Source organism: Bradyrhizobium sp. sBnM-33 (assembly GCF_032917945.1).
Classification (GTDB): Bacteria; Pseudomonadota; Alphaproteobacteria; order Rhizobiales; family Xanthobacteraceae; genus Bradyrhizobium.
This window is the reverse complement of the sequence record NZ_CP136624.1, coordinates 8,615,449-8,631,747: the sequence shown is the minus strand read 5'-3', so window position 1 is coordinate 8,631,747 and position 16,299 is coordinate 8,615,449. Positions and strand designations below refer to the sequence as shown.

At 62.0% G+C, this 16,299-nt stretch carries 22 protein-coding genes, 1 tRNA gene and 1 pseudogene; 14 read left to right on the top strand and 10 right to left on the bottom strand.

All coding sequences use genetic code 11. The features are described from left to right. The first annotated feature begins 22 nt into the window (after window positions 1-22). The 6 genes from RX328_RS40555 (at window position 23) to RX328_RS40530 (ending at window position 3,481) form a co-directional block, all read left to right on the top strand. A complete protein-coding gene (locus RX328_RS40555) occupies window positions 23-490 on the top strand; it encodes a low molecular weight phosphatase family protein (protein ID WP_213246445.1) in 468 nt (155 codons plus the stop codon). A gap of 568 nt (window positions 491-1,058) precedes the next feature. Next, window positions 1,059-1,682, top strand: a complete 624-nt coding sequence (locus RX328_RS40550) for a Maf-like protein (RefSeq protein WP_213246447.1) — start codon at window positions 1,059-1,061, stop codon at window positions 1,680-1,682. Continuing rightward, window positions 1,672-1,878: a DNA gyrase inhibitor YacG gene (gene yacG / locus RX328_RS40545; RefSeq protein WP_213246449.1), complete on the top strand. Its 207-nt coding sequence runs from the start codon at window positions 1,672-1,674 to the stop codon at window positions 1,876-1,878. The genes RX328_RS40550 and yacG overlap by 11 nt, the downstream gene beginning before the upstream one ends. Before the next feature lie 137 nt (window positions 1,879-2,015). Next, window positions 2,016-2,091: transfer RNA gene (locus tag RX328_RS40540), tRNA-Phe, on the top strand. Window positions 2,092-2,460: 369 nt separating this feature from the next. Beyond that, a complete protein-coding gene (locus RX328_RS40535; protein ID WP_213246451.1) occupies window positions 2,461-3,090 on the top strand; it encodes a transcriptional regulator in 630 nt (209 codons plus the stop codon). Between the two features lie 4 nt (window positions 3,091-3,094). After that, on the top strand, window positions 3,095-3,481 hold the full coding sequence (locus tag RX328_RS40530; RefSeq protein ID WP_213246453.1) for a VOC family protein: 387 nt from the start codon (window positions 3,095-3,097) through the stop codon (window positions 3,479-3,481). 180 nt (window positions 3,482-3,661) lie between these two features. Here RX328_RS40530 and RX328_RS40525 read toward each other — a convergent pair whose 3' ends face one another. Both RX328_RS40525 and RX328_RS40520 read right to left on the bottom strand, forming a co-directional pair. Then, complete coding sequence (locus RX328_RS40525; RefSeq protein ID WP_213246455.1) at window positions 3,662-4,312, bottom strand: glutathione S-transferase family protein; 651 nt, start codon at window positions 4,310-4,312, stop codon at window positions 3,662-3,664. 406 nt (window positions 4,313-4,718) lie between these two features. Then, window positions 4,719-5,696, bottom strand: coding sequence for a tripartite tricarboxylate transporter substrate binding protein (locus tag RX328_RS40520; RefSeq protein WP_213246457.1), 978 nt, complete (start codon window positions 5,694-5,696; stop codon window positions 4,719-4,721). Window positions 5,697-6,779: 1,083 nt separating this feature from the next. Here RX328_RS40520 and RX328_RS40515 point away from each other — a divergent pair. Then, window positions 6,780-8,000, top strand: a complete 1,221-nt coding sequence (locus tag RX328_RS40515; protein WP_312017928.1) for a CHRD domain-containing protein — start codon at window positions 6,780-6,782, stop codon at window positions 7,998-8,000. A 190-nt stretch (window positions 8,001-8,190) separates the two neighbouring features. On the opposite strand, the gene RX328_RS40510 is transcribed toward RX328_RS40515, so the two are convergent. From RX328_RS40510 to RX328_RS40500, 3 genes are all read right to left on the bottom strand, one after another. Then, window positions 8,191-8,496 (bottom strand): hypothetical protein, encoded by a 306-nt coding sequence (locus tag RX328_RS40510; RefSeq protein ID WP_312017929.1) that lies wholly within the window; start codon window positions 8,494-8,496, stop codon window positions 8,191-8,193. A 100-nt stretch (window positions 8,497-8,596) separates the two neighbouring features. Beyond that, on the bottom strand, window positions 8,597-8,788 hold the full coding sequence (locus tag RX328_RS40505) for a DUF3606 domain-containing protein (RefSeq protein WP_213246461.1): 192 nt from the start codon (window positions 8,786-8,788) through the stop codon (window positions 8,597-8,599). 45 nt (window positions 8,789-8,833) lie between these two features. Beyond that, complete coding sequence (locus RX328_RS40500; RefSeq protein ID WP_249726023.1) at window positions 8,834-9,073, bottom strand: hypothetical protein; 240 nt, start codon at window positions 9,071-9,073, stop codon at window positions 8,834-8,836. 196 nt (window positions 9,074-9,269) lie between these two features. Here RX328_RS40500 and RX328_RS40495 point away from each other — a divergent pair, with 196 nt between their 5' ends. Next, window positions 9,270-9,443, top strand: coding sequence for a hypothetical protein (locus RX328_RS40495; protein ID WP_213247123.1), 174 nt, complete (start codon window positions 9,270-9,272; stop codon window positions 9,441-9,443). Window positions 9,444-9,803: 360 nt separating this feature from the next. On the opposite strand, the gene RX328_RS40490 is transcribed toward RX328_RS40495, so the two are convergent. After that, entirely contained in the window at window positions 9,804-9,995 is a 192-nt protein-coding gene (locus tag RX328_RS40490) for a hypothetical protein (RefSeq protein WP_247510300.1), read from the bottom strand. On the opposite strand from RX328_RS40490, the pseudogene RX328_RS40485 reads away from it, so the two are divergent. Together RX328_RS40485 and RX328_RS40480 are read left to right on the top strand one after the other, a co-directional pair. Next, window positions 9,989-10,471: pseudogene (locus RX328_RS40485) on the top strand (HAD family acid phosphatase); the annotation flags it as partial. The gene RX328_RS40490 and the pseudogene RX328_RS40485 sit on opposite strands and share 7 nt — an antisense overlap. Window positions 10,472-10,553: 82 nt before the next feature. Then, window positions 10,554-10,844, top strand: a complete 291-nt coding sequence (locus RX328_RS40480) for a hypothetical protein (RefSeq protein ID WP_213246463.1) — start codon at window positions 10,554-10,556, stop codon at window positions 10,842-10,844. A gap of 91 nt (window positions 10,845-10,935) precedes the next feature. Here RX328_RS40480 and RX328_RS40475 read toward each other — a convergent pair whose 3' ends face one another. After that, the gene (locus tag RX328_RS40475) at window positions 10,936-11,430 is read right to left on the bottom strand and encodes a ferritin-like domain-containing protein (protein WP_213246465.1); all 495 of its coding nucleotides are present in this window, start codon (window positions 11,428-11,430) and stop codon (window positions 10,936-10,938) included. Window positions 11,431-11,564: 134 nt separating this feature from the next. On the opposite strand from RX328_RS40475, the gene RX328_RS40470 reads away from it, so the two are divergent. Both RX328_RS40470 and RX328_RS40465 read left to right on the top strand, forming a co-directional pair. After that, a complete protein-coding gene (locus tag RX328_RS40470) occupies window positions 11,565-11,804 on the top strand; it encodes a hypothetical protein (RefSeq protein ID WP_312017930.1) in 240 nt (79 codons plus the stop codon). Window positions 11,805-12,109: 305 nt separating this feature from the next. Next, window positions 12,110-12,400: a hypothetical protein gene (locus tag RX328_RS40465; RefSeq protein WP_213246467.1), complete on the top strand. Its 291-nt coding sequence runs from the start codon at window positions 12,110-12,112 to the stop codon at window positions 12,398-12,400. An 88-nt stretch (window positions 12,401-12,488) separates the two neighbouring features. Here RX328_RS40465 and RX328_RS40460 read toward each other — a convergent pair whose 3' ends face one another. From RX328_RS40460 to RX328_RS40450, 3 genes are all read right to left on the bottom strand, one after another. Then, window positions 12,489-12,734, bottom strand: coding sequence for a PilZ domain-containing protein (locus RX328_RS40460; protein WP_213246469.1), 246 nt, complete (start codon window positions 12,732-12,734; stop codon window positions 12,489-12,491). A gap of 118 nt (window positions 12,735-12,852) precedes the next feature. Beyond that, entirely contained in the window at window positions 12,853-13,875 is a 1,023-nt protein-coding gene (locus RX328_RS40455) for an aldo/keto reductase (protein WP_213246472.1), read from the bottom strand. 146 nt (window positions 13,876-14,021) lie between these two features. Then, window positions 14,022-14,447, bottom strand: coding sequence for a PaaI family thioesterase (locus RX328_RS40450; protein ID WP_213246474.1), 426 nt, complete (start codon window positions 14,445-14,447; stop codon window positions 14,022-14,024). A gap of 80 nt (window positions 14,448-14,527) precedes the next feature. On the opposite strand from RX328_RS40450, the gene RX328_RS40445 reads away from it, so the two are divergent. Together RX328_RS40445 and RX328_RS40440 are read left to right on the top strand one after the other, a co-directional pair. Continuing rightward, window positions 14,528-15,157 (top strand): NUDIX hydrolase, encoded by a 630-nt coding sequence (locus RX328_RS40445; protein WP_213246476.1) that lies wholly within the window; start codon window positions 14,528-14,530, stop codon window positions 15,155-15,157. A gap of 138 nt (window positions 15,158-15,295) precedes the next feature. Then, window positions 15,296-16,276 (top strand): Bug family tripartite tricarboxylate transporter substrate binding protein, encoded by a 981-nt coding sequence (locus tag RX328_RS40440; RefSeq protein WP_213246478.1) that lies wholly within the window; start codon window positions 15,296-15,298, stop codon window positions 16,274-16,276. Window positions 16,277-16,299 lie beyond the last annotated feature (23 nt).

The window sequence follows — 16,299 nt, the reverse complement described above, 5'->3', positions numbered from 1 at the left end:
CGGAAGAGAGAAGCCTGACCGCATGGAGGCGCCGCCCCGCGCGCGCAATCCGCAGGCCGTGCTGTTCGCATGCGGGCTGAACAGCGTGCGTTCGCCGATGGCGGCGAGCCTGTTGCAGCAGATGTTCCCGCAAGGCCTCTACGTAAAGTCCGCCGGCGTCAAGAAGGGCGAGCTCGATCCGTTCGCGGTCGCCGTGATGGCGGAGCTCGGCCAGGATATTTCCGGCCACAAGCCGATCACGTTTGAAGAGCTCGAGGATTGGGAAGGGCTCAATTTCGATCTCATCATCACGCTGTCGCCGGAAGCCCACCACAAGGCGCTGGAGCTGACGCGCACCCATGCCGCCGATGTCGAATACTGGCCGACGCCGGACCCGACCGACGCGGAAGGCAGCCGCGAGCAGAAGCTCGCCGCCTATCGCGACGTCTGCGACGGCCTGTTGATGCGCATCCGCCGCCGCTTCGCCAAGGCCGGGGCGGCGAGCGGGTAGCCGTCGCGGGGATGAACTGCCGGCCGGCGTCCCCGGATGCTGCGCAACGCGAAGTGTTGCGCTGCTGATCCGGGGTCCATGCGGCCGATCCGCAAACTCGGCTGTCGTCACCCGCGAAAGCGGGTGATCCAGTATTCCAGAGACGGCGGTTATTGGATCGAGAGGCCGCGGCGTACTGGATACCCTGCATTCGCGGGGTATGACGGCTACAGTGCCGATCTTGGGTCCCGGCTCTGCGGAGCAACGCTATGCGCTGCACCGCGTCCGGGACACGAGATTCAAGGTGAGGCCGTAAACGGATAGACCAGCAGCCGGCCGGCGTTCCCCGGCTGCTGCGCAGCGCGACAGCGGTGCGCTGCTGATCCGGGGTCCACGTCGGCCATTAGGTCCCGCTTCAGCGGAGCAACGCTACGCGTTGCTGCCCGCGTCCGGGACACGATAGCTTCATCTTGGCGAGGCAGAAATGAAAGCTCGGTCAAACACTTGTTCCCCGGTTGTGGAATGGAGTGCCTTCCGATAGGTTCCGCGCGCGCGATCCCACCCGAATCCATTTCCCGACAAACTCAGCATGCTTGGCCGTCCCAAACTCGTTCTTGCTTCCGGTTCGCCGCGGCGGCTCAGCCTGCTCAACCAGGCCGGCATCGAGCCCGACGCGCTGCGCCCGGCCGATGTCGACGAGACCCCGAAGCGGGGCGAGCTGCCGCGCGCCTGCGCCAACCGCCTGGCGCGCGCCAAGGCCGATGCGGCGCTGAAATCCGTTCACCTCGACGACGAGCTGCGCGGTGCCTTCATCCTGGCCGCCGACACAGTGGTCGCGGTCGGCCGCCGCATCCTGCCGAAGGCCAATCTGGTCGACGAGGCCGCGCAGTGCCTGCGGCTGCTGTCGGGGCGCAATCACCGCGTCTACACCGCGATCTGCCTGGTGACGCCAAAGGAGGCGTTCCGCCAGCGCCTGATCGAAACCCGCGTCCGCTTCAAGCGTTTGAGCGAAGATGACATCCAGGCCTATATCGGCTCCGGCGAATGGCGCGGCAAAGCCGGCGGCTATGCCGTGCAGGGCATCGCCGGCTCCTTCGTGGTCAAGATGGTCGGCTCCTACACCAACGTCGTGGGCCTTCCGCTCTACGAATCGGTTACGCTGCTCGGCGGGGAGGGCTTCCCGATCCGGTTCGGCTGGCTCAATGCCAGTTGACGGCCCCAAGGATACCGGTGGGAAGGATACCGGCGCGCCCAAGCCGCCAAAACCCTGCCCGGTCTGCGGCAAGCCGGCCGATCCGGCCACGCTCCCATTCTGTTCCAAGCGCTGCCGCGACGTCGACCTGAACCGCTGGCTCTCCGGCCGCTACGTCATCCCCGGTCGCCCCACCGACCCCGAAGACGCCGAATAACGGTGATTCGCCAAATATTTGGGGACGAGTCCGAAGCCGGGCCGCGCCCGGCGTAGCCGAAGGCGAAGCCGGGTGGACACATCCCTCCGACCTCTCTATAAACCGCCCGCTCGCCCGGCCTTTGGGCCTTCGAGTATGCCCAGGTAGCTCAGTTGGTAGAGCATGCGACTGAAAATCGCAGTGTCGGTGGTTCGATCCCGCCCCTGGGCACCATGATTTTGTTCCTGTAGCGACTTAGCAAACTTCAGAGCCCATTGTGATTAAGAGAGAGCGAAGGCGAAGCCGACGCGATATAGCCGCGAATCCGTGTCTGCTTTTTTGCGCAAGAGCAGACATCACAAATTCAGAGCGTCACTTCCATTCCTGTGAAAGGTTTTCGGATGGCGGCCCCACGATGACCGCGCCGCGTACTCCGGGGGTATGAAAACCTCAAGGGAGGAAACCGCGATGAGGGGCCTGTGCGGCGCACGGACCTCGTCCGCTCCGTCCTATGGGCGGGCAGATGCAACTCCTGTGATCTTAGGCGCTCTGGCGCAAGCAGCCCAGGATAACAGAGAACCTTGGTGAAATGTGGAGAGCAACGTGCCGCCAAGCATATTCTCGCAACTATTGCGGGAGGCTCAGCGTGCGGCCCGCAGGCGGCCGGAAGCCGAGGACCTTTTTCAGACGGTCTGGCTTGCGGCGGTTGAGGCCGGCAGGGAGGACCTCTCCTGCGCGGCCAATCGCCGGTGGTTCGTCGGTGCACTTCGCAGGCGCGCCTTGTTCGATGCGCGTACTGCTGTTCGCAGGCGGACCCGCGAGCAGCGCGCCGCCCTGATGGACGCGCACACCGGCCAGAGCGCGGAGGTCCCGGTGTGGTTCGTGGAACGGCTCCCGCCAAACCTCCGCACCACAGCGCTGCTAGTTCTGACGGGCCACAGCAAGCGTGAGATCCTTTGGCTGCTGCGGATGAATGAGCCTGCCTTACGTCAGCGCATCGCCGACATCCGGCGCCGTTGGCGGGCCGAGGGCGGTGGCTCGCTGGACGGTATATCCGGGCTCAGCGGCCCCCTCAATTTCGGCATCATTCGGCGCGCACTTCTGCCGCCGGCCCGGAGGCCGGGCGTTGTGCTCGCCAGCCATGATCCGGACGGGCACCTTTTTGTCGTAAGCACCTCACGAAAGCCGGGCGTCCGGCAACTAGGTAGCGGCTCGAACCATTTGAAGGAGTAGATCCATGTTCGCGAAGTGCCGACTGGGTGCCGTCTGCCACTATGTCAACGACATCAACCGTACCGAGGCGTTCTACCGAGACGTGCTTGGCTTGGCGGTTCAACGGATGGACGACGACGGCGGCGGCAATCCCTGGCTGATAGCTACGACGATCAACGGCGTGGAATTGCTCTTCATCAAGCAGGAGTCGCGGCCGGGCAACACGCCGATTGTCACGTTTGAGATCGCGGAGGGCGGCATCGACGACATGGTCTCGGAGTTGGCCACCAAGGGCGTCACGATCGTGACGCCGGTCAGTCACGCGCCGGGCGGCTGGTCGGCGGAAATCAAGGACCCGGAGGGGCATGTCCTTTCCATGTACCAGTCAGCGGACAAGCCGCGGAAACGCTGATCAGCAAGCGTAGCCCGGATGAGCGAAGCGACATCCGGGCTTTTGGCGAGTTCCCATCCCCGCATATCGCTTTGCTGATGCGAGCTGCTTGCTAACCAATTGCGGACATTCCCCGCGAGCGTTTACCACCTAAAACCGGGCATTCGCTCCGATGGGCTCAGCGACGCAGGGCGGCCCTCATCAGCCGGTCGATGCGGCGATGAAAACCGCCAATTGAGCCTCGAAAGCACGCTTAAAGGCCGGCCGTGCTTCGCCGCGGGCGATATAGGCGGAGAGGTTCGGATATGCGTCCAGTATGCCCGATCTGTTCAACCTGCGCAGCACCGTTACCATCAGCAGGTCACCGGCGCTGAACGCGCCATCGAGCCAGTCGGCATCGCCAAGCCGACTGGAAAGTTCGTCCAGCCGGCCACGGATGCGATCCTCGAGGATAGGCAGGCGCTGCTCGTACCAGGTCTTGTCGCGCTCCACGAGCGTGGCAATTTCGCGATCAACAATCGGTGACTCCACCGTGTTAAGCGCGGCAAACATCCATGTGATCGCGCGTGCCCGGGCATTCGCATCGTCCGGCAGCAGGCCACTATGGCGCTCCGCGATATGGAACACGATCGCCCCCGACTCGAACAGGGCGAGATTGCCTTCTTCATAGGTCGGGATCTGCCCGAATGGATGAAGCGCACGATGCGCGGGTCCCTTCATCTCGCTGAACGAAACAAACCGAACGTCGTACGGTTGGCCTACTTCTTCGAGCGCCCAACGAACACGCATGTCACGTGCCTGTCCCTTGCCGCGGTCGGGCGACCGTTCAAAGGCTGTGATAGTGGGGGTCATTGGAAGGCTCCGGGTGATTGCATGACGCTGTCGAAAGTGACGTGCGTGGTTCTCATGACTAGGTTCCGGTTCTTGCGCTTTGCATTCAGAGGACGAACGACTGGCGCCGCTCCCGACAAGTTGCCTCGTTTTCTTTCGCCACGGTATTTTCGCGGTCCGAGCCTTCTACGCGCGGCCGTCACCGGCGAACGACCTGAAACCTTTCCGACGGCCAAGGCCTCAAAATGGCGCGAGCAGATACAGCAAGCGCAGCTCGGATCAGCGAAGCGATATCCGGGGTTCTGGTTAGTCCTGTCCCCGCATATCGTTGGGATTACGGTGACAGTGCACCTCATACATACGCCAAATCGAGACGTATTTGATTGACCGCGGGATCACTTAAGTGCACCGTCACCGCGGCGCGCTCTCACTTCTGCTCACTCGCCCGCATCTCTTCCGCAAACGGTCGCAGCGCTTGCGTCATATCGTCGAGGCGCTTTTGCCATTCTGCGCCGGGCATAAACGCGAGAACGGGGGCGTCGCCGGGCGAGCTCTTGATGTATTCCGGATCGCGCAAGCCGTCCGCAATGGCAGCTTCAAGCTTGTTGACGACCTCGTCCGAAACGGCCTTTGGTACGGCGAAGCCGCGTTCCGCTGTCATCGTGACCGGAATGCCTGCTTCCTCTGCTGTCGGAACGTCGGGGAGTGACGGCGAGCGCTGCTTCGACAGGATCGCAATGGCGCGGAGTTGTCCCTTGTTGGTGCCGTGCAGCTCGGGGACTTCGCTGAGGCTGACCATTCCAACATCTAGATGGCCGCCCAGAAGATCAGTCCTTTGCGCGGCCGTTCCCCTATAGGAAATTTCGTTGGGTTCAACCTTGGCGGCCTTCGCCAGCATGCGGATCGCCAGATGCCCGTTCGTGCCAGCACCATTGTGACCGAACGTTATCGAACCCGGCTTGCTGCGCAGCGCAGCCAGAACGTCCGCAAGACTTGCAAGCTTGCTTGCCGCAGGCACCACGATCACACTGGGATCGTCGACCACGCGCGCGACAAGGCGGATTTCATCCATGCTGTACTGGGTCTTTCGCGTCATCGGGATGAAATTATAGCCGGGCACGTTGACCACGCCCATCGCGTAAGCATCCGGCGCGGCGCGGGCAATCGAGGCAAACGCGATCTCGCCGCCGGCGCCAGGTTTGTTCAGCACGACGAATTTGGCCTTACCGCCCAGTCTCTGCTCGACGAACGGCAACAGCTTGCGCGCCATGACGTCGGTACCGCCACCGGGAGCAAAACCGATGACAACTTCGATTGGCTTGTCGTCTGGCCATCCCGCCCAAGCTGGTCCGCAAGTTACGATTCCGATTACTGCTGCAGCCAGTGCGATGACCTTACGATGCATGACATTCCACCCGTTTCTTGTTGTTGGGCGGTCGCCCTGCCGTCTGGGCAGCGCGACCGATGATTTACGCGTATCGCTTTGTAACTGCTCGGTTCGGCGAAGAACAGCGAACAGCAAGCATAGCTCCATGAGCGAGGCGGCATCCGGCTTTTGGTTGGTGCCGATCCCCTGATCTCGCGGAGCCTATCATCACTGCGCGAGCGCAATTGCGCTCGTCGCGGAGCGCGCGTTCGCGATCCGTTGGCTCGTGCGGGCTACTTGCTGGGCTTTTATCGTCGCCGATATCGTTTGAATTTCGGAGGGTCTGTTCCGGTAATTGCTCGATACCACGCGGCGTCTGATTGCGCGAGCGCTCTGGCGGCGGCGAGATCCGATTGCGCACGATAGAACTGACTTAGGCCGAGATAGCAATCGGTGCGTGCCGGTCCATGAGGTATCGCTGCGCAGTTCAGCTGCCCGCTCGCAACGGCAGGAAAGGTCACCAGCAAGACTGCGACGACGCTTGCGGTCCGATGTGTCATACCGCCTCCAAGCAAGCGTAGTCCGGACGAGCGAAGCGACATCCAGGTTTTGGTATGCCGATCTCGAATATAGTTCTTGTTCATGCGGGCTACTTGCTGAGCTATCGATTACAAGTTACCCGCGCCCGCGCGATTTGGATCGCATGCCTCGCTTTCGAAACCGACATTGTGATTGCGGGACAAAGATGCAGACCGCTTGGGACGGGTGGTTCCAGGAATATGCGCGGTCAGATGCGCACAGAGGGTTGGAACCGAACACAAGTTAAGCGTCGGCAACCGAACATTGCATCACAATGCCTCGATCGCGCAAAAAGTCACAATAGCGCCCGGTCGATGGCCTACAGCCGCGGACCTTGGTTGGCGCGATCCAGCGATCCCTTGTTCTCGGCCGAAATACCGCGAGAAGGACAACGCGCCGATTCCGCGATAGCGGAGCGACGCGGCGCCTAATCCATGCCGGCGCGAGCCGGGTGTAACATCTGCCACATGTGCAGGCCGGCGTCGCTGGCCGCCCGACCTGCTGAGCAAAGAGCAGGAGGCTCTCATGTCCACAGCGTTCCGCGTGGTTCTCGAAGGCGCTCAGGAAGTCCCGCCGAACAACTCGACGGCAAGCGGTCTCGGCACTGTCATCTTTGACAGCACGGAAATTGCCGCGAGCTATACCTTTCAGATCGAAGGCGTCGATTACGGGCCGATTACGGGTGGTGCGGCCCAGACGCCGTCGACCTCAGATGACGTCACCTCCACGCATTTTCACAATGAAGTGCGAGGAGCAAACGGGCCCGTTGTCTTCGGGCAGATCGACCCGGCGCAGGACCAAGATGATCTCAACATCGCGCTGAATGCGGATGGCTCCTGGACGGTAAGCGGTCGATGGGAGACGACGGACCCCGCCAGCGTTCCAATCACCAACTTCGCCGACGAATTCGGCTCAGCTCCGGTTGGATCGGAGATCCCGATCTATTTCAACGTCCATACGGAGCAATTTCCAGGGGGCGAGATCCGGGGTCAGTTGATCGCAATTGCAGATGACAACGACAACGTTGTCGTTGGAACGGAGGGCGACGATTTCCTTCCCGGGCTCGGCGGCAATGACATCATCCGTGGCCTTGCCGGGAACGACAGACTCGAAGGCGGCGATGGCGACGACATTATCGAGGGCGACGAGGGCGACGACGACATCAATACAGGGGCCGGCAATGACCTGGTTTTCGGCGATAGCGGCAACGACACCGTTGGCGGCATGGCCGGAAGGGATACCGTCTTCGGCGGCGACGGCGATGACTTCATCGCCTGGAACGATCCTACGGGCGATATCGTATTTGGGGACGCCGGGAATGACACGCTGCGAGGCGGCGACGTTGCCGCCGACACGATCTTTGGCGGTGAGGGTGACGACCTGATCCGGGCGGTCGCCAACCAGGAGTTGGCGGATCACGCGCCCGACCGCCTGTTTGGAGACCGCGGCAATGACACCATCATCGGCGGCAATGCTGATGATACGATCGAAGGCGGCGCCGACGACGACAACCTCGCCGGCTTCGGTGGGGCTGATCAGTTTATCTTTCGCGAGTCTGAACCAGGCAATGATCTCATCACCGACTTCGACGTGACGCAGGACCTCGTGGTGTTGGAAGGCTTTGGAGCCGAGTTCGATCCGCTGGACAATCTAAGCGCGGCACCTTCGGGCGCCACCCTTGATCTCGGCGAGGGCAATCAGGTGGTGTTCCTGGGTCGCCTTGTGACCGAGTTTAATGCCGCGGATTTCCTCGTGACTGCTTGAAGCAAGCGTAGCTCGGATGAGCGAAGCGATAGGGTCTTGTTAGTGCCGATCCCCGCATGTTGCTTTGCTCATGCGGACTGCCTGCTACGTTGCAGAAAAGCAAAAGGCCCCCGGCGCGAAGCACCGTGGGCCTTCACCTCAATGAGGGATACATCCCCTCATTGATACCACTGGGAAGCGCAGCAATGCGCTATGAATTGGTTGCCTCGCGGGCGAGGCGTTCGGCTTTCAATCGCTCGAAGTTGGCGCGGAAAGCATCGTCGGCCGCTTTGCGTTCGCGGATCGCCTGCTCGGCCTCCAGGCGGCGCTTCTCCGCCTTCGCGGCGCGCTCTTCGGCCGAGGTAGCGGGCTTCTCTCGTTGTTCAAAAGGATGCATCCAAATCAACGCATCAGGTGAACCAAAGTTCCCTGATGCCGGACCAGCCTCATCCTCTTGCATCACCGTCGAGATATCCTGCCGTTCAAGCCCGTTGGCCCGCTGATATTCGCCAGGCATACCCGAACCGCACTGACAGCACATCTCTCCCCCTATGCACGCTTTGGATGTTTCTCGGAGGCCCATCCCAAACCGAAGCACAGAGGGCATTTCGGGTCGATCACGAGTGAGACGCACCCAACAGGCCAAGCTCCTTGCGAACGGCGGCGGCTGAATTCCCGACCTTGTCGACGGCCTTCTGCAGTTCTTCCTTCGTCACGCCGAGCGCCTTGGTCCAGTGCTTGACCTCATAGTCCTCATGCATGTTGATCTTGCTGCGGTCGGGCTGGTCTCTCTTCGTGAGATTGTCCATTGCACACCTCCGAAGAGAAAACGCGCTCGGGAAGGGGCTGTTCCTCTACGAGGCCAGGGATAACGGTTGCTCGGCCCTGAAACGCTGGTAGGCGGTGATGGCATTGTTCGAGAGCAGCAAGCGTCGCCGCTCTCCACACCTGATCATCGCTTCAATCGTATCGAGCAGATGATTGGCCGCAATATCCGGGCTGCCCAGCTCGCCGGTTGCCTCAAGGTAATCCCAGGCGATCTCAAAGGAGTCCGCGACAAGTTGTGACAACGTCTCAGCCATGACGGGCAACATTATCGCGTCCCTTCTGTTCCTTCTGACGCTCGAAGGAGCTTGCCCGCAGTCGGTTTCCGCAATTGCGATCATTGACCTTCACAAGCGTCGGCTCGTTTCAAATTGCTGCATATGCGCAAGAGCCTTGGAGCCCGGTTGGGGGGCAGGAACGAAATCAGGCTTCGCCCGTTTGGTCGGCTCGTAACGGAGGCTGCAAATGCCGAAAGAAAATGATCTGGAAGGCCAGCAGGACATGGGCGGCAAGCACGGCGGCCAGGCCGGCATGCCGAAACCGGAGAACCGCAACTCCGCACAGCAAGGCATTGTGCGAGACGAAAAAGGTCAGGAGCAGCCAGCCGACAAATCGCGGGCTCAACAAGCCAGTCGGTAGCTCGGGCGCTTACGCCGCGAGAATGCGGACGCATACCCTTTCGCTGTTTGACAGTTGAATCCTGACAGTCACCCACCACAACGGAAACGACGTGGGAGCCGCCATCGGCCGCGGCCTCGCGCGACCGTGTTGTCCCCACGTGCGCTACTTGCTGAAACTAACGACGGCCTTTGCCGCCCCGGCGAGGATCCTTGCCCGCGCCTTGACGACCGGCGCGAACTAGCTTCTCGGCACCTCTCGCGTGGTGTCCACCTCGATTGCCGCCGTGTTTCCCAATCCGCTTGCCCGGCTCTGCGGTTGCCTTCGTTTTGGCCATAAGTCAGCTCTTGGTGTGTCAGCGCTTGGCGTCAGCTCTTTACGTTAGCTCTTGGCGCTGGAATTCTCGTTCTGCCGATCTTCCTTGGTGATCGGACCTTTCGCAGCCTTGTTTCCGCCGCCCCATTGCTGAGCCTTCCGGCTCGCGTCGCCGCCTTGATGCTGCGGCGCATTACCTTTCGTGTTCGGGCTGGCGCTTTCGCCCTTGTTGCGGGCGCGATCGTCGCTTTGTTTCATCGCCACCTCCTTGCTCCGATCAGAGGAAACGCGGGGTGATTGCCACCGTTCCCAGGAACTGCCGTCTGGCAGAATTCGTTATAACTATGATGAAAACCGCACCGAAAGACTGCTACGTCTTCGACATCGACGGGACACTTGCCGATGTGTCCCACCGGTTGCACCACATCGAACGAAAGCAAAAGAACTGGCGCGCGTTTTTCGCAGCCAGCGCCGATGACAAAGCCATTGAGCACATCTGCGACCTGGCCCGGCATCTTTCCAAAGCCAAGCCGGTGGTCTTTGTGTCGGGCCGCTCGGATGAGGTGCGCGAAGAAACCGAAGACTGGCTAGAACGCGAAACCGGTCTGCGTGGTCCTTTGTACATGCGAAACCGCCGCGACCGCCGCCCGGACTACATTGTCAAGGCGGAGTTGCTGGACCGGCTTCAGGCCGACCGTTATCGGCCGATCATGGCCTTCGACGACCGCGATTAGGTCGTGAAGATGTGGCGCGCCAAGGGTGTTCCATGCGCGCAAGTCGCAGAGGGAAACTTCTAGCGGAAGATGGAGTTGGCGCATGCAACGATCTTCGGACAGAGCCAAGATCGGCTCGGGGCAAATCGTCGTGCTCATCGTACTTGGTGCTCTGCTTGTCCTCACCGGCGTGTGGGCCGCTTACGTCTGGAACGCAAGCAGCGACGTTCCGATGAGCACGCACGGCTGGATTGCACTTGGCCTTGGCACGTTCTTCTCGCTGCTGATCGGATGCGGCCTGATGGCGCTGATGTTCTTCAGCAGCCGCAGCGGCCATGACGAGGCTGCGAGTCCCCATTTCAGGCAGCGTCGCGAGAGTGAAGATCGGACGTGAGTCAGCTCGACCGAACGTCCCGCCAACCTACATCTGAATATCCGGCCATGCTGGCGCGGCGTGAGCGTTTGCGAGGCCAGCAGCGCCCTAGTCACGCCGCCAGCGCATCCGGATTGACCTCACCCTTGGCGATATCGGTGAGCAGCGCATCGATCTCTTTCTCTTCCATCAGGCTGCTATGCAGCGTCGCCTGGTCGTTGCGCAATTCCAACTGCCCGGCCAGCGCGGCGGCCGAGCCGTATGCGGCGATTTCATAGTGCTCGAGCTTCTGGGCCGATGCGATCAGGCCGGCATCGCGAAGATCGTCGCCCTCCAGCATGCCGAGCATCTTCCGGGTTTCGCGGATGAGCGCCTGCATGGCCTGGTCGACATGCGCCTCTGGGTCAGCGCCATGCTGGCGAAGGATGGCCACAAGGCGAGCCTTCTGCGTGACCGTCTCCGCGTGATGGTCCACCAGCGCGTCCTTGAGTGCAGGGTGGGATGCTGCCGCCGCCATACGCAGCAGTGCTTCCGCAAGTTGGTCTTCGACGCTCACCAGTTCCTGCAGTTCGGCAAGATACATATCCTTGAAATTCCTGATCTCCATGACGAAATCCTTCTCTCTCAGGATGCGTATGAGGCTTCCGGCAGCAGCGTTGCATCGTCTTCGGAAGTAGCCGGCACGAGCCGAGCGGCCTGTTTCACGCTCGAGGCCTGCGATATCATTGCAACGAGGCCACGGTGCATCTGGTTCCGGTGCAAGACCTGATCGAAGCTCCAAGAGGTGCTGCGATGACGGAATGGTACTTCGTTTGGGTGGAAGGCCTGCGAGGGCCTGCGCCGCAGAAATGGTCGTCGGATGGCCTTTGGGGGCAGGTCAGGCGTCAGGATGTCATCGTGCGTTTTGCACTGAGCGACGAGGAAGCCCATCTGCCGCTCGACGAACTGGCTAGGCGGCATCCCATTCCCGACGGGAAATAGCCGATTGTGGCCTCGTATGTCGCCGATCGGCGGAACAATGGGCTTTAAAGATGCCGTTGTGCGGAACATTGCTAATTTAATTTTGTTGCCCGCTTGAAGCGGCGCCAAGAGGCACCACTGTCCCGACTTCAATTCGGCTTGCTTGCGGAATTGAAAGCGAAGCTGCGAGCCGGCGCGCGGCGCTGGTGGGGACGAGCGATCAGGATTCGACACGCTTGAACGTCATTCCCTCCGCAGAAGAGCCGCGCGCGGTCAAGGCCGTCACGCGGTGCTCACCAACCAGAAGCCAAGTAAGGAGATCGTGCATGAAATTGAACTCGGCACAGGTGGAACGCGCTCTGACGCAATTCGAAGCCCAGGCGCTTCCCGACGATCATCCGGTGGTCCCGCAGCTAGCCAGCATGTTTGGGGATCATACATTCTTCCTCGACAGCGGCGGGCTCAACGTCTTGGAACCGACAGAGGCTTCCGAGCGGGACACCACAATCGGCATGATCGTAAACCTTGCTTATTGGAGCGATGAGACGCTGACGAAATTGTCGCCACACGAGCCCGAGCCCACAGGCGTGATCGTCAGCCTCGAATCCAGGCACTGACTCTTCGAGTCCGGGAACTCGGGTGTGTTTCAGACGATTTGTCGTGCGCGGTCGCGTGCCGCGCGCGACGGTTGCTGGAGTGCGCCGGTCAGGTTTCGAAACGAACCCCGATCCGCGTCTCTTTTCGCCAGACGACGCGGCACGGCACATGGATGTGGTCGGCTTCGATCACCAGCGTGAAGCGTTCAGGAATGCCGACGGGGGAGATCACCTCGAGCGCGGCGCCGGTTTCGGAGAGGTTGCGCACCGTGCAATCGATGGCGGCGCCGCCGCCGAACGAAATCCTGCCCGCCTTCAAGAGCCGACGCCGTGGTGCTGTTCTGTGCTCGTCCACCACATGGACCTCCACCTGAACAGGGAAGTTTCTACGGGCGAGGTTACTATCCCGTTACTGAGCGTTCCAGCCGTGCTGCAACGACAAGTCGTGGCCGCCGCGGAACCGTCGTTTCAGCTCATCGAGCTTGGCCGTCCGTCCGCGCCCGCCGGCCCTCGATCGGGTAAGCTGGGTCATTGAACCCCGGCGTCGAGGGATGGCCACTCGCCACCAGCCGGTCGATCAGCGCCTCGTCCTCCGCCGTGAAGCGATAGTCCAGCGCTTGGATATAATCATCCCATTGCTGTTCGGTCCGGGGACCCGCGATCACCCCGCTTACGAACGACGAATTCAGCACCCATGAAACCGCGAATTGCCCGGCGGTGATGCCGCGGGCTTCGGCGTGCTGCTTGATTTGCTGGGCGAGCTGCAGCGATTCCGGACGCCATTCGGTCTGCATCATGCGCTTGTCGGCGCGCCCCGCACGCGTGTCCTGGTCGGGCGCCGCATCCGGCCTGTACTTGCCGGTCAGCACCCCGCGCGCCAAGGGGCTATAGGGCACGATGCCGAGGCCGTAATAGCCGCACGCCGGGAAGTGCTCGACTTCGGGCATGCGGTTCATGGCGTTGTAATAGGGCTGGCTGACGATCGGGCGATCGATGCCGTTGTTGTCGCAGATGTTGCAGATCTCGGCGACGCGCCAGGCGCGGTAGTTGGAGACGCCGAAATAGCGGATCTTGCCCTGGCGCATCAAATCGCCCATCGCGCGCACCGTCTCCTCCAGCGGCGTCGCGTGGTCTTCCTTGTGCAAATAATAGATGTCGATGAAATCGGTGCCGAGCCGCTGCAGGCTCTCGTCCGCGGCCTGCATCACCCAGCGCCGCGACAGCCCGCCGCGGTTGGGATCGTCGCCGATCTGGTTGGCGAGTTTTGTCGCCAGAATCCAGTTCGTGCGATTGTTTGAAATGGCGCGGCCGACCACCTGCTCGGACTGGCCGCCATTATAGGCATCCGCGGTGTCGATGAAGTTGACGCCGGCCTCGCGCGCTTTCGCAATGATGCGCGACGACGTCGCCTCGTCGGTGGGGCCGCCGAACATCATGGTGCCCAAGCAGATCGGTGAAATCTTCAGGCCGCTGCGGCCGAGTTGGCGGTATTGCATGGGGTGGGGTCCTTAAGCGGGTCCAGGCAAGATAGCGGTTGTCATCCGTCATTGCGAGCGTCAGCGAAGCAATCCATGGCGCCGCAAGCTAAGGCATGGATTGCTTCGTCGCTTCGCTACTCGCAATGACGCGGAGGGGCGGTACTTCAAGCTTCGCTCTTCAATATCTTGAACACGCCGCTCGCCATCGCGATACAGCGTTTGTCGACCGTCACTTCCGTCGTGATGAAAATAAGGCTCCGTGTCGAGCGCACCACGTGCGGCTTTGACACCAAAACCTCGCCGATCTTGCCGGCTTCGACAAAGTGCGTATCGAGCTGCACGGTCGCCAGCGTCGGCTTGCCGGAGACGAAGCGGGCGGTCATGCCGCAGGTGCGGTCGGCGAAGGTCATGATGACGCCGCCCTGCACCAGGCCGCGGCGGTTGTGGTGCTTGTCCTCGGTGGCAAGCGCGTATTCGTGCGCGCCGTCGACGACGCGCTGCCATAGCGGGCCGATCAGGTGCAGGAAGCCGGAGGTTTCGACGATCTTCCAGCCGTCGGATTTGAGCTTGTCCGCGGCCTTGGCTGTCATGTCGTGCTTTCCGTTTCCTGCGGGCTATCGTGCTGTCCGAGGTCATTTCATCTGATGCGCTGGTGTTGTAGTCAAGCGGGATGGTCAGGCCATTTGACGATACCACACGGCGGAATATTGCAGCGCTTTGCGCGGCGTTTACGCGAGCTGCCTCGGAGGGCGCGGAGCCTGAGCTGAAGCGCGCCGCGGTCGCCATTGCGCTGACCGAGGCCGAGAGCGGCCCCGGCACCACATTTCTGTTGACCCGCCGCGCTGCAAGCCTGCGCGCCCACGCCGCTCAATGGGCGTTGCCCGGCGGACGCTGCGATCACGGCGAGACGCCGGCACAGGCGGCGTTGCGCGAGTTTCACGAAGAGCTCGGCGTCGACCTCGGCGAGGGCGATGTGCTGGGCCTGCTCGACGATTACCCGACGCGCTCAGGCTATCTGATCACGCCTGTCGTGGTCTGGGTCGGTACAAGCGCCGATATCATCCCCAATGCGGCGGAGGTCGCCTCGGTGCATCGTGTCGCGCTCGGCGATATCGAGCGCGAAGGCGCCTTCAGCTTCACCACCATCCCCGAAAGCACGCGGCGCGTGATCCGCTTCCGCCATGCCGGCCAGCACATCCACGCGCCGACGGCGGCACTGATCTATCAGTTTGCTGAAGTGCTGGCTGGCCGCGAGACCCGGGTGGCCGAACTGGAGCAGCCGGTGTTCGCCTGGAAATAGAGTCGGCACCGCCGCCGAAACGCCTGCTCATCTCACCATGTGAGAGCGTGTGCTCACGCGGCGCGGGTTGCGGACGTCGGCGGTTTCGGCGACGATAGCTGAGTCAAGAAGAACAACAGATCCGGGAGCTCGCCCGCCATGTCCATCGGGAGAAAGTGGCTTTGCGTTGCAGCCGCCGTGCTCGGCTTGAGCGCAGCAACAGACGTTTCGCACGCGCAGGCCTATCCTGCCCGCGCCATCACCCTGGTCATTCCGTTCGCGCCGGGCGGCAGCACCTCGATCGTCGGCCGCGCCATTGCCGACAAAATGAGCGAACAGCTCGGCGAGAAGGTGGTGGTCGACAACCGTCCCGGCGCGGGCGGTACGATCGGCACCAAGGCGGTCGCGAAAAGCGATCCCGATGGCTACACGCTGCTCTTGGGTTACACCGGCACGCTGGCGATCGGCCCCTCGCTCTACAAAAATCCCGGCTACGATCCGCGCAAGGACTTTGCGCCGATCGGCATGATCGGCAACGCACCGAATTCGCTGGTGGTGCATCCGTCGTTCCCCGCGAAAAGCGTGGCCGAACTGATCGCCTATGCGAAGGCCAATGCCAACAAGGTCAATTTCGGCTCGGCCGGCGCCGGTACCGCCAGCCACATTACGGGCGAGTATTTCGCCCGCGCCGCCGGCATCAAGCTGGTGCATATTCCCTACAAGGGCACCGGTCCGGCGCTGACGGATCTGTTGGGCGGCCACATCCCGATGGCGTTCGCGCCGATCCCGGCCTCGCACAGCAATGTCGCCGCCGGCAAATTGCGGGCGCTCGCGGTGACCAGCATCACGCGATCGAGCCTGTTGCCCGACGTGCCGACGCTGATGGAAGCGGGGCTAACCGGCTTCGACGCCTCGCTCTACTACGGCCTCGTCGCGCCCGCCGGCACGCCGCGGCCGATCGTCGACAAGCTCAACCAGGCGTTGCGCGACGCGCTCGCCTCCGACGAGGTGAAGAAGCAGTTGGGCAATGATGGCACCGAAATCACGCCGGGCACGCCCGAAGACTATGCCGCCTTCATCGACAAGGATGAGAAGAAGTGGTCGCAGCTAGTGAAAGCCAGCGGCGTCGAGCAGGAGTAGGGCGCACGGCGCGAGGCGGGACT

What these genes read in the sequence shown, in the direction of transcription:
- RX328_RS40510 (WP_312017929.1), bottom strand. Translation starts at nt 8,496, where the DNA reads ATGCCTGGCGAATATCAGCGGGCCAACGGGCTTGAACGGCAGGATATC.
- RX328_RS40505 (WP_213246461.1), bottom strand. Translation starts at nt 8,788, where the DNA reads ATGGACAATCTCACGAAGAGAGACCAGCCCGACCGCAGCAAGATCAAC.
- RX328_RS40445 (WP_213246476.1), top strand. Translation starts at nt 14,528, where the DNA reads ATGGTCAGGCCATTTGACGATACCACACGGCGGAATATTGCAGCGCTT.
- RX328_RS40475 (WP_213246465.1), bottom strand. Translation starts at nt 11,430, where the DNA reads ATGGAGATCAGGAATTTCAAGGATATGTATCTTGCCGAACTGCAGGAA.
- RX328_RS40490 (WP_247510300.1), bottom strand. Translation starts at nt 9,995, where the DNA reads ATGAAACAAAGCGACGATCGCGCCCGCAACAAGGGCGAAAGCGCCAGC.
- yacG (WP_213246449.1), top strand. Translation starts at nt 1,672, where the DNA reads ATGCCAGTTGACGGCCCCAAGGATACCGGTGGGAAGGATACCGGCGCG.
- RX328_RS40495 (WP_213247123.1), top strand. Translation starts at nt 9,270, where the DNA reads ATGCCGAAAGAAAATGATCTGGAAGGCCAGCAGGACATGGGCGGCAAG.
- RX328_RS40455 (WP_213246472.1), bottom strand. Translation starts at nt 13,875, where the DNA reads ATGCAATACCGCCAACTCGGCCGCAGCGGCCTGAAGATTTCACCGATC.
- RX328_RS40550 (WP_213246447.1), top strand. Translation starts at nt 1,059, where the DNA reads ATGCTTGGCCGTCCCAAACTCGTTCTTGCTTCCGGTTCGCCGCGGCGG.
- RX328_RS40440 (WP_213246478.1), top strand. Translation starts at nt 15,296, where the DNA reads ATGTCCATCGGGAGAAAGTGGCTTTGCGTTGCAGCCGCCGTGCTCGGC.
- RX328_RS40500 (WP_249726023.1), bottom strand. Translation starts at nt 9,073, where the DNA reads ATGTTGCCCGTCATGGCTGAGACGTTGTCACAACTTGTCGCGGACTCC.
- RX328_RS40525 (WP_213246455.1), bottom strand. Translation starts at nt 4,312, where the DNA reads ATGACCCCCACTATCACAGCCTTTGAACGGTCGCCCGACCGCGGCAAG.
- RX328_RS40465 (WP_213246467.1), top strand. Translation starts at nt 12,110, where the DNA reads ATGAAATTGAACTCGGCACAGGTGGAACGCGCTCTGACGCAATTCGAA.
- RX328_RS40530 (WP_213246453.1), top strand. Translation starts at nt 3,095, where the DNA reads ATGTTCGCGAAGTGCCGACTGGGTGCCGTCTGCCACTATGTCAACGAC.
- RX328_RS40450 (WP_213246474.1), bottom strand. Translation starts at nt 14,447, where the DNA reads ATGACAGCCAAGGCCGCGGACAAGCTCAAATCCGACGGCTGGAAGATC.
- RX328_RS40555 (WP_213246445.1), top strand. Translation starts at nt 23, where the DNA reads ATGGAGGCGCCGCCCCGCGCGCGCAATCCGCAGGCCGTGCTGTTCGCA.
- RX328_RS40520 (WP_213246457.1), bottom strand. Translation starts at nt 5,696, where the DNA reads ATGCATCGTAAGGTCATCGCACTGGCTGCAGCAGTAATCGGAATCGTA.
- RX328_RS40480 (WP_213246463.1), top strand. Translation starts at nt 10,554, where the DNA reads ATGCAACGATCTTCGGACAGAGCCAAGATCGGCTCGGGGCAAATCGTC.